Here is a 12,719-nt window from a genome sequence, read left to right as displayed (position 1 = left end):
TCGCTCACTCCCCTGGGTGATCTGACGCGTACGCATAGTCCGTTCGGGCCATTCAAGATTGGGCCCGAAGGGGGTGTTGCGCTGTCCCTGCCTTCCGTAACGTCCCAACTGGCAGCGGTGAATATGCCGCTGCCGCCGTGGGGGAGCCTCGATTCGGGAGAGGACGGCGCCGGTATGGGCTGGGTAGCTGACTGGAGTGCGCAGGCGGCCTGCCGCACTACCGATCCGGATGAACTTTTCGTGCAGGGAGCGGCACAGAACAGGGCGAAGGCGGTGTGCACCGGCTGCCCGGTACGCACCGAGTGCCTCGCCGACGCCCTGGACAACCGCGTGGAGTTCGGTGTGTGGGGCGGCATGACGGAGCGCGAGCGCCGCGCCCTGCTGCGCCGGCGCCCCACGGTCACCTCGTGGCGGCGGCTCCTGGAGACCGCCCGCACCGAGTACGAGCGCGGCGCGGGCCTGCTGCCCGTGGCCATGGAGGACGACGCCACGTACGCGGAGTACGCCGCGGTCGGCTAGGCCCCGCCCAGCCGGTCGCCCCACCCACGAGGCGGGATCCCGTGCGGTGAGGCCCCCGCGCCGTGAGACTCCGGCGTGAGGAGGCCCGCGTGACGTGAGGCTCCCGCGTGACGTGAGGCCCGCGCGTGATGAGGCCCGCGTGACGTGAGGCCCCTGTGTCGCGGGTGCCCGTGTGCCGTGAGCTCCCCGTGCGGTGAGGCCCCTGTGCTGCGGGGTGCCCGTGCTGCGGGGTGCCCGTGCGGTGGGGCTTCCGTGTCGTGAGGCTCGCCGTGTGAGGTCCCGTCAGGGCCGGTCGCGCGGGGAGGAGAGGCGCTCACCGATGGCCCGCAGCCCGGCGAGGTCGTGCACATCGCCGGGCAGGGCGGCCACCTCGGTCACCGCCACCTCGGGGTGGAGGGCCGTGAAGCGGTCCCGCGTGCGCTGCTCGCGCGCGAGCACCCGCATCCGCTCGGCGTGCAGCCGGAGCAGACCCGCGGTGAGCCCCGCGAGATCCGGATCGGTGCCGTGGTCGGTGCTGCTGTGCTCTTCGGCCGCGTCGGCCGTGGGGGCGGCCTCGGGTGCGACGGAAGGACGTGCGGCGGAAGGGGGCGTGGCGGAAGGACGTGCGGAGGAGTCGGCGGCGGTGGCGGGGTGCGACGGCTCGGACGACGTGGCCGGGACGCCACGCAGTCCAGTCTTCCCGGGCCCCTGATCCACAATGCGGCCCTCGTCAAGATTTTCCGCGGCCGCCCGCGCCCGCTCGGCCGACAGCCGGGCCGCACCGCTGCCATGGACCCGGTTGAGGACGAGACCGGCCAGCGGCATGCCCTCCGAGGCCAGCCGCTCCACGAAGTACGCCGCCTCCCGCAGCGCGTCCCGCTCCGGAGCCGCGACCACCAGGAAGGCCGTGCCCGGCGCCTGGAGCAGCCGGTACGTGGCGTCCGCCCGCGTCCGGAAGCCGCCGAACATCGTGTCCATCGCGGCGACGAAGGTCTGCACGTCCCCCAGGAACTGACCGCCGAGCAGCTTCCCCAGCGTCCCCGACATCATCGACATGCCGACGTTGAGGAACTTCATCCCGGCCCGGCCGCCCACCTTCGCCGGCGCCATCAGCAGCTTGATGAACTTCCCGTCCAGGAAGGACCCCAGCCGCTTCGGCGCGTCCAGGAAGTCCAGGGCCGACCGGGACGGCGGGGTGTCGACGATGATCAGGTCCCACTCGTCCCGGGCCCGGAGCTGGCCCAGCTTCTCCATCGCCATGTACTCCTGCGTACCGGCGAATCCGGCCGACAGGGACTGGTAGAAGGGGTTCTCCAGGATCGCCCGCGCCCGCGCGGGATCCGCGTGCGCCTCGACGATCTCGTCGAAGGTCCGCTTCATGTCCAGCATCATGGCGTGCAGTTCGCCGCCGTCCGACCCCTTGATGCCGTCGACCTTGCGCGGGGTGTTGTCGAGCGCGTCGATGCCCATCGACTGGGCCAGCCGGCGGGCCGGGTCGATGGTGAGGACCACCACCCGCCGGCCCCGCTCCGCCGCCCGCACGCCCAGCGCCGCCGCCGTGGTCGTCTTGCCGACGCCGCCCGATCCGCAGCAGACGATGATCCGGGTGCCCCGGTCGTCGAGGATCGGATCGATCTCCAGGACGGGCACGGCGTCGAGCCCGCCCCCGGCGGCGGCCGCGGCCTTCCCCGCCCCGGAATCCTTCTCCGCCCCGGTCCTCTTCTCCGGCATGGGGGTCCTCTCCGGATGGGGGGTCCTCTCCGTCACGCCGCACCCACCCCTTGCCTCCGCAGTTCCTTCGCCAGGCGGTAGAGGCCCGCGATGTCCGCCCCGTCGCCCAGGTACGGCAGCTCGTACGCGGGCAGGCCGATGCCGTCCAGGACCGCCCGCTGCTCCCGCTCCAGCTCCACCCGGCGGGCGTGCTCGGCCGCCTGGTCGAGCAGCGGCTCCACCAGCGCGGCGCCGCCCGCCACCCCGGCCGACACCAGCGTCCGCGCGACCGCCTCGCGGTGGTCGCCGGAGACGGCCCGCACCGCCGCCTCGTCCAGCACCTGCGGGCGGACCATGTTCACCACCACCCGGCCCACCGGCAGCCCCGCCGCGCGCAGTTCGGCGACGCCGTCCGCCGTCTCCTGGACCGGCATCTCCTCCAGGAGGGTCACCAGGTGCACCGCCGTGTCGGGGGACTTGAGGACCTTCATCACGGCCTGCGCCTGGTTGTGTATCGGGCCGATCCTGGCCAGCCCGGCCACCTCGTCGTTCACGTTCAGGAAGCGGGTGATGCGGCCGGTCGGCGGCGCGTCCATCACCACGTGGTCGTAGACCGGGCGGCCGTCCCGCTCCCGCCGGCGGACCGCCTCGCACGCCTTCCCGGTGAGCAGGACGTCCCGCACCCCCGGGGCTATCGTCGTCGCGAAGTCGATCGCCCCGAGCTTCTTCAGGGCCCGGCCCGCGCCGCCCAGTTTGTAGAACATCTGGAGGTAGTCGAGGAGGGCGCGCTCGGCGTCGATCGCCAGCGCGTACACCTCGCCGCCGCCCGGAGCCACGGCGATCTTGCGCTCCTCGTAGGGAAGCGCCTCCGTCTCGAAGAGCTGTGCGATGCCCTGTCTGCCTTCGACCTCGACGAGGAGCGTGCGCTTCCCCTCCGTCGCGAGGGCGAGGGCGAGGGCGGCGGCGACCGTCGTCTTACCGGTACCGCCCTTGCCGCTGACGACCTGGAGCCTGCTCACGTTGTCGAGCCTAACCACTGGCGGGCCCGCCCAATCAGCGGACCGCCCCGGAGAAGCCCCCGAGCCCGGGCCCTAGGGGGAGCCTCGGCGGAGCACCCCGCCGCAGCGGCTACAGTCGGGCCCATGACCAAGTGGGAGTACGTCACGGTGCCGCTTCTGGTGCACGCGACCAAGCAGATTCTCGACAACTGGGGCCAGGACGGCTGGGAGCTCGTCCAGGTCGTGCCCGGGCCCAACCCGGAGCAGCTCGTGGCCTACATGAAGCGGCCGCAGTCGTGAGCGGGGCCGTCGAGGCGCGGATCGCCGAGCTGGGCCTGAAGCTGCCCCAGGTCGTCCCCCCGCTCGCCGCCTACCAGCCGGCCGTGCAGTCCGGCGTGTACGTCTACACCTCGGGCCAGCTCCCGATGGTGGAGGGCAAGCTTCCGGTGACCGGCAAGGTCGGCGCCGAGGTGACCGCCGAGGAGGCCAAGGCCCTCGCCGCCACCTGCGCGCTGAACGCGCTCGCGGCCGTGAAGTCGGTCGCCGGTGACCTCGACCGGATCAAGCGGGTCGTGAAGGTCGTCGGCTTCGTCGCCTCCGCCGCGGACTTCACCGGCCAGCCCGGCGTCGTCAACGGCGCCAGCGAGCTGCTCGGCGAGATCCTCGGCGACAAGGGCGTGCACGCCCGCAGCGCCGTCGGCGTCGCCGTCCTGCCGCTCGACGCCCCCGTCGAGGTCGAGGTCCAGGTCGAGCTGACCGAGGTCTGACCGGCGTCTGACCGAGCCCCGGCGGAGGTCCGTCCGGGGCCTCGCGGCAGCCCCGTACACAGAGCCGGCCGTCCCTTCCCGGGGCGGCCGGCTCTCGTGCATTCCGTTCGTTGCGCATAGCATCCGCCCATGTCGAATGGTCAGTGGTACCCGCCGGAATGGCCCGACCGCATCCGCGCCCTCGCCGCCGGTGAACTGGTGCCGGTGACGCCCCGGCGCGCCGCCACGGTGCTCCTGCTGCGGGACGCCGGCGCGGGCCCCGAGGTCCACATGCTGCGCCGCCGCACCTCCATGGCCTTCGCCGGCGGCGCGTACGCCTACCCCGGCGGCGGGGTCGACCCGCGCGACGAGCAGCCGGTGCGCTGGGCCGGGCCCGCGCTGGAGGAGTGGGCGGAGCGGCTCGGCCTCGACGAGCCCGCGCAGGCCCAGGCCGTGGTCTGCGCCGCCGTCCGCGAGACCTTCGAGGAGGCGGGCGTGCTGCTCGCCGGCGAGACCGCGGACACCGTCGTCGGCGACACCACCGGCGAGGACTGGGAGCGTGACCGGCGGGCGCTGGTCGCCCGCGAACTGTCCTTCGCCGACTTCCTCGACCGGCGCGGCCTCGCGCTCCGCTCCGACCTGCTCGGCGCGTGGGCCCGCTGGATCACCCCCGAGTTCGAGCAGCGCCGCTACGACACCTGGTTCTTCGTGGCCGTCCTGCCGGCCGGGCAGCGCACCCGGGACGTCTCCGGGGAGGCCGACCGCACCGTGTGGATCCGCCCGGCCGACGCGGCGGACGGCTATGACCGGGGCGAGCTGACCATGATGCCGCCGACCATCGCGACCCTGAGGTCCCTCCAGCCCTGCGCCACGGCCGCGGAGGCGCTCACGGCGGCCGGGAAGCAGTCCATGACGCCGGTCCTCGCCCACGCGCGCGTGGAGGGCGGCCAGGTGGTGCTCACCTGGCCCGGCCACGAGGAGTTCACCAAGCGGGTCGGGGGAGGCGCCGCGTGACCGACGCCGCCGCCCTGCCGGGCCAGCCCCGGGGGCTCGTCACCTCCGGGCCCGCGACCGAGCGGGCCGTGAACGTGCTCGCGCCCAACCCGTCCGCGATGACCCTGGACGGCACCAACACCTGGCTCCTCTCCGAGCCCGGCTCCGGACTGGCCGTCGCCGTCGACCCGGGGCCGCTCGACGAGGGCCACCTCCGGCACGTGATCGACACCGCCGAGAAGCTGGGCAAGCGGATCGCGCTCACCCTGCTGACGCACGGTCACCCGGACCACGCCGAGGGCGCGGGCCGCTTCGCCGAGCTGACCGGCACGTCCGTCCGCGCGCTCGACCCGGCGCTCCGCCTCGGCGACGAGGGCCTGGGGGAGGGCGACGTGGTCACCGTCGGCGGCCTGGAGCTGCGGGTGGTGCCGACGCCCGGCCACACCTCCGACTCGCTCTCCTTCCACCTGCCGGCCGACCGCGCGGTGCTCACCGGCGACACGATCCTGGGGCGCGGCACGACGATGGTGGCGCACCCGGACGGGCGCCTCGGCGACTACCTGGACTCGCTGCGGCGGCTGCGCTCGCTGACCGTCGACGACGGCGTCCACACGGTCCTGCCGGGCCACGGGCCGGTCCTGGAGGACGCCCAGGGGGCCGTGGACTTCTACCTGGCGCACCGGGCGGGCCGGCTGGCGCAGGTGGAGGCCGCGGTGGAGCTCGGGCACCGGACGGCGCCGGAGGTCGTGGCGCACGTGTACGCGGACGTGCACCGCTCGCTGTGGCCCGCGGCGGAACTGTCCGTACGGGCACAGCTGGAGTACCTCCGGGAGCGCGGCGCGATCTGACCCGGCGCCCCGGGGAACCCGACCGGTACCCCGGGAACCCTCCGGCTCCCCCGAGTGTCTTACGCTCCGCTTACATCAGGCCGCAGCTCTCGGGGGGAATGCCCATGTTCGTCATAGCCATCCTGTTGGTCATCGTCGCGGTGGTGCTCTGGTTCGTCGGCCGGTCGCAGGACTCGACCGGCTGGAAGCTGGGAGCCGCCGGCGCGCTCGTCGCCGGTGTCTTCTCGGTGATCGTGAGCATGACGTACGTGATCAGCGCGTACGAGGTCGGCGTGCCGGTCGCCTTCGGCAAGGTCGGGTCGCCGATGACCTCCGGCATGCACGTGAAGTCGCCGTTCACCGACGTCACCACCTTCTCCACCCGCCCGGTCGACCTCAACCTCTCCGACAAGGACGTGGTCGAGGTCCGCTCCTCGCAGGGCGGCGTCATGTACGCCGAGGTCACGGTGAAGTGGGCCGTGGTCCCGGCCAAGGCCGTCGAGCTGTACAAGCTCGCGGGCAGCGAGGACGCCATCCAGCAGCGGCTGGTCTACCCGGACAGCCGCGAGATCGTCCGGAACGTCTTCGCCCGCTACAGCAGCGAGCAGGGGTACGCCTCCGACCGCGAGAAGATCAACGCCGAGATCGCCAAGCTCATCACGGAGCGCCTTGAGCCGCGCGGCATCGTCGTCACCACGGTCAACCTGCGGAACGTGAAGCCCTCGGACGCGCTCCAGGGCCAGATCGACCGCAAGATCCAGCAGCAGCAGGCCACCGAGCGCGCCCTGGAGGCGGCCCGTACGGCCAAGGCGGAGTCGGACCGGCGCCGCATCGAGGCGGAGGGCATCGCCCGCGCCAACAAGATCCTCAACGACTCGCTGACCGACAAGGTCCTCGCGAACCAGTGCATCGACGCCTTCAAGGAGGCCGCGGCCAAGAACCCGGTCTACGCGGTGCCCTGCGGGAACGGCGCCGGTTCGGCCCCGGTGATCGTGGACGGCTCGAAGCGCTGAGCCGTACGGAAGGGGGCCGCCCGGTTCGACCGGGCGGCCCCCTTCTCCGTGCGTACGCGCGCGTGGTTACCGCGAGCGCTTCGCGAGGCGCTCCACGTCCAGCAGGATCACGGCGCGGGCCTCCAGGCGCAGCCAGCCGCGCTGGGCGAAGTCGGCGAGCGCCTTGTTCACGGTCTCGCGGGAGGCGCCGACGAGCTGGGCCAGCTCCTCCTGGGTGAGGTCGTGGACGACGTGGATGCCCTCCTCCGACTGCACGCCGAAGCGGCGCGACAGGTCGAGGAGCGCGCGGGCGACCCGGCCCGGCACGTCGGAGAAGACCAGGTCGGACATCTGGTCGTTGGTCTTGCGCAGCCGGCGGGCGACGGCCCGCAGCAGGGCGCCGGCGACCTCGGGCCGGGCGTTCAGCCAGGGCTGGAGGTCGCCGTGGCCGAGGCCGAGCAGCTTGACCTCGGTCAGCGCCGTCGCGGTCGCGGTGCGCGGGCCCGGGTCGAAGAGGGACAGCTCGCCGATGAGCTCGCCGGGGCCGAGGACCGCCAGCATGTTCTCGCGGCCGTCGGGGGAGGTGCGGTGCAGCTTCACCTTGCCCTCGGTGACCACGTACAGGCGGTCACCGGGGTCGCCCTCGTGGAAGAGCGCGTCGCCACGGGCGAGCGTCACCTCACTCATCGAGGCGCGCAGCTCGGCGGCCTGCTCGTCATCGAGCGCCGCGAAGAGCGGGGCGCGCCGCAGAACGTCGTCCACGAGTTCACTCCTACTGTCGACCTGCTCACGGGAACCTGGCTCCCATGATGCCGGACGTGCCAAACAGTGCGATCAATCACAACAAGTTTGACGCACCGGACGCCATTGCCGAACGTCAGGGGCCCGATCGGGGGCCGATCGGTGCCGAGCGGGGCGGATGTCGGCCCCGGCCCCTAGGCTGGCCGGGTGTCCAACTCACCGGTGAGAACGCAGGCCAAGGGGGCTGGGAGAGTGCCGGCCGAAGGTAATTCCGCTGTGGGCGAACACGGCGTGTCGAAGCGGTCGAACGGGACGAATCGGACTGATTCCCCGCGTGCGAACGGCCCTTCGAAGCCGGCGCCCGCGAACCCGGCGACCCCGAAGAAGACCGCCCCGAAGCCCGCCGCTTCGAAGCCCGCGGCGAAGAAGACCGCCGCGAAGAAGGCCGCAGCCAAGAAGGCCGCAGCCGAGAAGCCCGCGGTGAAGAAGCCTGCGGCGAAGAAGGCCGCAGCCAAGAAGCCCGCGGCGAAGAAGGCCGCAGCCAAGAAGCCCGTGGCCAAAACGGCCGTCGCCGGTGGCAGGCCGGAGTCGCGGCTCGGGATGGTGCGGCGGGCGCGGAGGATCAACCGGGAGCTCGCGGAGGTGTACCCGTACGCCCATCCCGAGCTCGACTTCCGCAACCCCTTCGAGCTGCTGGTCGCCACGGTCCTCTCCGCGCAGACCACCGACCTGCGGGTGAACCAGACGACCCCCGCGCTCTTCGCCCGGTACCCGACCCCCGAGGACCTGGCCGCGGCCGTCCCCGAGGAGGTCGAGGAGCTGATCCGCCCGACCGGCTTCTTCCGCGCCAAGACCAGGTCGATCATGGGCCTGGCCGCCGCCCTCCGGGACGAGCACGACGGCGAGGTCCCCGGCCGCTTGGAGGACCTGGTCAAGCTGCCCGGCGTCGGCCGCAAGACCGCCTTCGTCGTCCTCGGCAACGCCTTCGGCGTCCCCGGGATCACCGTCGACACCCACTTCATGCGCCTCGCCCGCCGCTTCGGGTGGACCGGTTCCGACGACCCGGTCAGGATCGAGGCCGAGATCGCGGAGATCTTCCCGAAGAGCGACTGGACGATGCTCTCGCACCGGGTGATCTTCCACGGCCGCCGGATCTGCCACGCCCGCAAGCCCGCCTGCGGCGCCTGCCCGATCACCCACCTCTGCCCCTCCTACGGCGAGGGCGAGACCGACCCGGAGAAGGCGGCGAAGCTGCTCAAGTACGAGAAGGGCGGCTTCCCCGGCCAGCGGCTCAACCCGCCCGCCGACTACCCCGGCCGTCCGGCACCGCCCGCGCCCGGCGTGGCCCCGGGGGCCGCACAGCGCCCCTCCGGAGCGGAGTGAGCACGGCACGCCCATCCGGGAACGAAGGGACACGACGACGGCGTTGGACGACACGGGGGTGCCCATGACACGCACGGACGAAGAGATCTACGGCCCCGGCACCGGCGGCCTGCTGGACCGGGACGGCCTGCCCGACTGGCTCGTGCCGGTCGACCGCGCCGCGCGCACCGTCGCGCCCGAACAGCTGAGCCGCTTCCTGCCGCCCGCCGGCGGAGCGGGACGGCAGTCCGCCGTGCTCGTCCTCTTCGGCGAGGGCGAGCGCGGGCCCGAGCTGCTGCTCATGGAGCGGGCCGGCAGCCTCCGCTCGCACGCCGGACAGCCCTCCTTCCCCGGCGGCGCCCTCGACCCCGAGGACGGCGACCCGGCCGACGGCGGACTGCTGCGCGCCGCCCTGCGCGAGGCCGAGGAGGAGACCGGCCTCGACCCGGCCGGCGTCCAGCTCTTCGGCGTGCTGCCCCGGCTCTACATCCCGGTCAGCGGCTTCGTCGTCACGCCCGTGCTCGGCTGGTGGCGCGCGCCGAGCCCCGTCGGCGCCGTCGACCCCGCCGAGACCGCCCGGGTCTTCACGGTGCCCGTGGCGGATCTCACGGACCCGGCCAACCGCGCCACCGCCGTCCACCCGGCCGGCCACGCGGGCCCCGCCTTCCTCGTCGAGTCCGCTCTGGTCTGGGGTTTCACCGCCGGAGTGATCGACCGGCTCCTGCACTTCGCGGGCTGGGAGCGTCCCTGGGACACCTCGCGGAAGGTCCCGCTCGACTGGCGGTCATGACAGGCTGACCCCCCGGGCGACCGGAGACGAAACGGCGACCGGAAGAACGAACCTGCGAGGCTGAGGACCGTGAACGTGCTGGACATCCTGCTGCTGCTCGCGGCCGTGTGGTTCGCGATCATCGGCTACCGCCAGGGCTTCGTGGTCGGCATCCTCTCCGTGACCGGCTTCCTCGGCGGCGGGTTCGTCGCCATGTGGCTGCTGCCGATCCTGTGGGACCAGCTCACCGACAAGAGCGAGGTCTCCACCTCGGTCACCGTGATCTTCGTGATGGGGGTCATCGTCTCCGCCTCCGTCGGCCAGGCGCTCACCACCCACCTCGGCAACAAGCTCCGCCGCCACATCACCTGGTCCCCGGCCCGCGCCCTCGACGCCACCGGCGGCGCGCTGGTCAACGTGGTCGCCATGCTGCTCGTCGCCTGGCTGATCGGCCTGGCGCTGGGCAGCACCTCGATGCCCACCCTGGCCAGGGAGGTCCGCGACTCCAAGGTGCTCCAGGGGCTCAACGAGGCGATGCCCGACCCGGCGGACGAGTGGTTCGCCGACTTCACCAACACCCTCGCCCGCAGCGGCTTCCCGCAGGTCTTCAGCCCCTACGCCAACGAGCCCATCACCGAGGTGCTCCCCCCGGACCCGGCGCTCGCCGGCAGCCCCGTCGCCACCCTCGCCCAGCGCTCCATCGTCAAGGTGGTCGGCACCGCCCCGAGTTGCGGCAAGGTCCTGGAGGGCACCGGCTTCGTCTTCTCCGACCGCCGGGTGATGACCAACGCGCACGTGGTCGGCGGCGTCGACGAGCCCACCGTGCAGATCGGCGGCGAGGGCCGGATGTACGACGCCAAGGTGGTGCTCTACGACTGGCACCGGGACATCGCCGTCCTCGACGTGCCGGACCTGAAGGCCACCCCGCTGCGCTTCACCGAACGGGAGGCGCACAGCGGCGACGACGCCATCGTCGCCGGCTTCCCCGAGAACGGCTCGTACGACGTCCGCTCCGCCCGCGTCCGCGGCCGGATCAGCGCCGTCGGCCCCGACCTCTACCGCCGGGGCGAGGTGCGCAGGGAGGTCTACTCGCTGTACACGACGGTCCGTCAGGGGAACTCCGGCGGCCCGCTGCTCACCGAGGACGGCACGGTCTCGGGCGTGATCTTCGCCCGCTCCCGCGACGACGCCAACACCGGATACGCGCTGACGGTCAAGGAGATCCGCGACGACATCGAGCGCGGCCGCACCGCCAACCAGCAGGTGGACACCGACAACTGCGCCCTCTGATGCCCCCTACGCGGTGTCGCGCGGGTGGCGGAGCCGGGCCGACACCCAGCGGGCCCGCCGCCTGAGGATGCGTGAGATCCCGACCTGCCCGCCGGGAGCGCGGCCCTGGTCCGGCGGTCCTCCCCGCTCACGGGAGCCCGGCCCGGAGGCGGAGCGGCGGTCGCGTGCCGTGTCACCGTAGTCGTGCGTCCAGCCCATACCGGGACGTGTGCCCGGGGTCCGGGGCCCGTAACCGCTCCGGGGCCCGCCAATTGGAGTATGCGCCGGGCACATGGCCGTTCGTCGCACGCCCGTGCGGGCGCGGTCGCGCCCCGTGCTCAGCGGTCGGGCTCGGGGTCCTTCAGCCAGTTGACGAGCTCCGTCGTGAAGGCGGCCGGGTCCTCCTCGTGCGGGAAGTGCCCCAGGCCGTCGAAGAGCCGCCAGCGGTACGGCGCCTCCACGTACTCGCCCGAACCGGCCGCGCTGCGGGTCCGCATCACCGGGTCCAGCGAGCCGTGCAGGTGCAGCGTCGGCACCCGGACCGGCCGCTTCATGCGCCGGTTGAACTGGATGCCGTCGGGGCGGGCCAGCGAGCGGACCAGCCAGCGGTACGGCTCGATCGAGCAGTGCGCCGTGGACGGCACGAGCATCGCCCGCCGGTACGCGTCGACCTCCTCGTCCTCCACCGGGCGCGGGCCCGACCACTCCCGGATCAGACGCCCCACCAGCTCGGCGTCGTCCGCCACCAGCTGACGCTCCGGCAGCCACGGCCGCTGGAAGCCCCAGACGTGCGAACCGGCACGGGACTGGGAGAAGTCGGAGAGCATCGCCGAGCGCCAGCGGCGGGGGTGCGGCATCGAGGACACCACGAGCCGGCGGACCAGCTTGGGCCGCATGACGGCGGCCGTCCAGGCGAGGTAGCCGCCCAGGTCGTGGCCGACGAGCGCGGCGTCCGGCTCGCCCAGCGAGCGGACCACGCCGGTGATGTCGAGGGCCAGGTTGGCGGGGTCGTAGCCCCGGGGGGTGCGGTCGCTGCCGCCGACCCCGCGCAGGTCCATCGCGACCGCCCGGAAGCCGGCCTCGGCGAGCGCCGGCAGCTGGTGGCGCCAGGTCCACCAGAACTGCGGGAAGCCGTGCAGCAGCAGCACCAGGGGGCCGTCGCCCATCTCGGCGATGTGGAAGCGGGCGCCGTTGGCCGCGACGTCACGGTGGGTCCACGGACCGTCGAGGCGTACGGGCCCGCCGCCGGGGGCGCTGCTGTCGGGGAGGGTCATACGGACGAGCGTGCCACAGACTGGGCCTTGGCCATCGTCACCTCGGCGGCCGGGACGCCCTCCGGACGGGGGTGCGGCTTCACGTTCTGCATGATCGCGGCGGTCTGCTTGGCGGAGGCGATGGACTTCTCCGGCGGCTTGACCTTCTTGAACTGCGACCAGCCGATCAGCCCGAGCAGGGCGGCGACGATCACGTTGAAGGCGAAGGACAGCAGGAAGCACCAGACGAGGTTCCAGCCGCCGTTGCCGTTGTGCCCGCCGGTCCAGGTGTTGATGGCGTAGGCGAGCGCGAAGCTCAGCATCGGCAGCGAGAACAGCAGCACGACCACCGCGCCGATGCCGAGGACGGCGCCGATGCCACCGCGCTTCACGTCCTGTCGGAGCTCGGCCTTGGCCAGGGCGATCTCGTCGTGCACCAGTGCGGACATCTCGGCGGTCGCCGAGGCGACCAGCTGGCCGAGGCTGCGCTCGGTTCCGTCGAACGGGTCGCTCATCGCTCTCCCTCTCCTTTTGTACGGTCCGAGTCTCTTGTACGGTCCG

At 72.9% G+C, this 12,719-nt stretch carries 15 protein-coding genes; 9 read left to right on the top strand and 6 right to left on the bottom strand.

What is annotated here, in order from left to right; genetic code table 11:
• Positions 1 to 174: 174 nt before the first annotated feature.
• Entirely contained in the window at positions 175 to 519 is a 345-nt protein-coding gene (locus tag ACF1ED_RS28240; protein WP_351843979.1) for a WhiB family transcriptional regulator, read from the top strand.
• A gap of 282 nt (positions 520 to 801) precedes the next feature.
• Here the strand turns inward: ACF1ED_RS28240 and ACF1ED_RS28235 are convergent, their stop codons facing one another.
• Entirely contained in the window at positions 802 to 2,229 is a 1,428-nt protein-coding gene (locus tag ACF1ED_RS28235) for an ArsA-related P-loop ATPase (protein WP_391765125.1), read from the bottom strand.
• 32 nt (positions 2,230 to 2,261) lie between these two features.
• Positions 2,262 to 3,227, bottom strand: a complete 966-nt coding sequence (locus tag ACF1ED_RS28230; RefSeq protein WP_391765123.1) for an ArsA family ATPase — start codon at positions 3,225 to 3,227, stop codon at positions 2,262 to 2,264.
• A 123-nt stretch (positions 3,228 to 3,350) separates the two neighbouring features.
• On the opposite strand from ACF1ED_RS28230, the gene ACF1ED_RS28225 reads away from it, so the two are divergent.
• The 5 genes from ACF1ED_RS28225 to ACF1ED_RS28205 all read left to right on the top strand — a co-directional run bounded on the left by ACF1ED_RS28225 (position 3,351) and on the right by ACF1ED_RS28205 (position 6,785).
• A complete protein-coding gene (locus ACF1ED_RS28225; RefSeq protein WP_158821993.1) occupies positions 3,351 to 3,506 on the top strand; it encodes a DUF4177 domain-containing protein in 156 nt (51 codons plus the stop codon).
• The gene (locus ACF1ED_RS28220) at positions 3,503 to 3,973 is read left to right on the top strand and encodes a RidA family protein (RefSeq protein ID WP_391765121.1); all 471 of its coding nucleotides are present in this window, start codon (positions 3,503 to 3,505) and stop codon (positions 3,971 to 3,973) included. Before ACF1ED_RS28225 ends, ACF1ED_RS28220 begins: the two co-directional genes overlap by 4 nt.
• A 129-nt stretch (positions 3,974 to 4,102) precedes the next feature.
• Entirely contained in the window at positions 4,103 to 4,966 is an 864-nt protein-coding gene (locus ACF1ED_RS28215) for an NUDIX hydrolase (protein WP_391765119.1), read from the top strand.
• The gene (locus ACF1ED_RS28210; RefSeq protein ID WP_391765117.1) at positions 4,963 to 5,793 is read left to right on the top strand and encodes an MBL fold metallo-hydrolase; all 831 of its coding nucleotides are present in this window, start codon (positions 4,963 to 4,965) and stop codon (positions 5,791 to 5,793) included. The genes ACF1ED_RS28215 and ACF1ED_RS28210 overlap by 4 nt, the downstream gene beginning before the upstream one ends.
• A 104-nt stretch (positions 5,794 to 5,897) precedes the next feature.
• Positions 5,898 to 6,785 carry a prohibitin family protein gene (locus ACF1ED_RS28205; protein ID WP_391765115.1) on the top strand — a complete coding sequence of 296 codons (888 nt, stop codon included), beginning with the start codon at positions 5,898 to 5,900 and terminating at the stop codon, positions 6,783 to 6,785.
• Positions 6,786 to 6,851: 66 nt separating this feature from the next.
• On the opposite strand, the gene ACF1ED_RS28200 is transcribed toward ACF1ED_RS28205, so the two are convergent.
• Positions 6,852 to 7,526 carry a Crp/Fnr family transcriptional regulator gene (locus tag ACF1ED_RS28200; protein ID WP_030495802.1) on the bottom strand — a complete coding sequence of 225 codons (675 nt, stop codon included), beginning with the start codon at positions 7,524 to 7,526 and terminating at the stop codon, positions 6,852 to 6,854.
• Positions 7,527 to 7,796: 270 nt separating this feature from the next.
• Here ACF1ED_RS28200 and nth point away from each other — a divergent pair, with 270 nt between their 5' ends.
• The 3 genes from nth to ACF1ED_RS28185 all read left to right on the top strand — a co-directional run bounded on the left by nth (position 7,797) and on the right by ACF1ED_RS28185 (position 10,926).
• Positions 7,797 to 8,888 (top strand): endonuclease III, encoded by a 1,092-nt coding sequence (gene nth, locus ACF1ED_RS28195; RefSeq protein WP_391765264.1) that lies wholly within the window; start codon positions 7,797 to 7,799, stop codon positions 8,886 to 8,888.
• Between the two features lie 64 nt (positions 8,889 to 8,952).
• Entirely contained in the window at positions 8,953 to 9,657 is a 705-nt protein-coding gene (locus tag ACF1ED_RS28190) for an NUDIX hydrolase (protein ID WP_391765113.1), read from the top strand.
• 69 nt (positions 9,658 to 9,726) lie between these two features.
• The gene (locus ACF1ED_RS28185; RefSeq protein WP_391765111.1) at positions 9,727 to 10,926 is read left to right on the top strand and encodes a MarP family serine protease; all 1,200 of its coding nucleotides are present in this window, start codon (positions 9,727 to 9,729) and stop codon (positions 10,924 to 10,926) included.
• Between the two features lie 6 nt (positions 10,927 to 10,932).
• Here ACF1ED_RS28185 and ACF1ED_RS28180 read toward each other — a convergent pair whose 3' ends face one another.
• From ACF1ED_RS28180 to ACF1ED_RS28170, 3 genes are all read right to left on the bottom strand, one after another.
• Entirely contained in the window at positions 10,933 to 11,124 is a 192-nt protein-coding gene (locus tag ACF1ED_RS28180) for a hypothetical protein (protein ID WP_030749239.1), read from the bottom strand.
• A 119-nt stretch (positions 11,125 to 11,243) separates the two neighbouring features.
• The gene (locus ACF1ED_RS28175) at positions 11,244 to 12,179 is read right to left on the bottom strand and encodes an alpha/beta fold hydrolase (protein WP_391765109.1); all 936 of its coding nucleotides are present in this window, start codon (positions 12,177 to 12,179) and stop codon (positions 11,244 to 11,246) included.
• Positions 12,176 to 12,673, bottom strand: a complete 498-nt coding sequence (locus ACF1ED_RS28170; RefSeq protein WP_391765107.1) for a phage holin family protein — start codon at positions 12,671 to 12,673, stop codon at positions 12,176 to 12,178. Before ACF1ED_RS28170 ends, ACF1ED_RS28175 begins: the two co-directional genes overlap by 4 nt.
• Positions 12,674 to 12,719 lie beyond the last annotated feature (46 nt).

Source organism: Streptomyces sp. NPDC014656 (assembly GCF_043084305.1).
GTDB lineage: Bacteria > Actinomycetota > Actinomycetes > Streptomycetales > Streptomycetaceae > Streptomyces.
The sequence above is the reverse complement of the archived record's forward strand: the minus strand, read 5'-3'. Positions and strand labels throughout refer to the sequence as shown.

Excerpts from the sequence above, each read along its gene's own strand:
- ACF1ED_RS28240 (WP_351843979.1), top strand. The coding sequence starts at position 175 with ATGGGCTGGGTAGCTGACTGGAGTGCGCAGGCGGCCTGCCGCACTACC.
- ACF1ED_RS28235 (WP_391765125.1), bottom strand. The coding sequence starts at position 2,229 with ATGCCGGAGAAGAGGACCGGGGCGGAGAAGGATTCCGGGGCGGGGAAG.
- ACF1ED_RS28225 (WP_158821993.1), top strand. The coding sequence starts at position 3,351 with ATGACCAAGTGGGAGTACGTCACGGTGCCGCTTCTGGTGCACGCGACC.
- ACF1ED_RS28215 (WP_391765119.1), top strand. The coding sequence starts at position 4,103 with ATGTCGAATGGTCAGTGGTACCCGCCGGAATGGCCCGACCGCATCCGC.
- ACF1ED_RS28205 (WP_391765115.1), top strand. The coding sequence starts at position 5,898 with ATGTTCGTCATAGCCATCCTGTTGGTCATCGTCGCGGTGGTGCTCTGG.
- ACF1ED_RS28190 (WP_391765113.1), top strand. The coding sequence starts at position 8,953 with ATGACACGCACGGACGAAGAGATCTACGGCCCCGGCACCGGCGGCCTG.
- ACF1ED_RS28180 (WP_030749239.1), bottom strand. The coding sequence starts at position 11,124 with ATGGGCTGGACGCACGACTACGGTGACACGGCACGCGACCGCCGCTCC.
- ACF1ED_RS28175 (WP_391765109.1), bottom strand. The coding sequence starts at position 12,179 with ATGACCCTCCCCGACAGCAGCGCCCCCGGCGGCGGGCCCGTACGCCTC.
- ACF1ED_RS28170 (WP_391765107.1), bottom strand. The coding sequence starts at position 12,673 with ATGAGCGACCCGTTCGACGGAACCGAGCGCAGCCTCGGCCAGCTGGTC.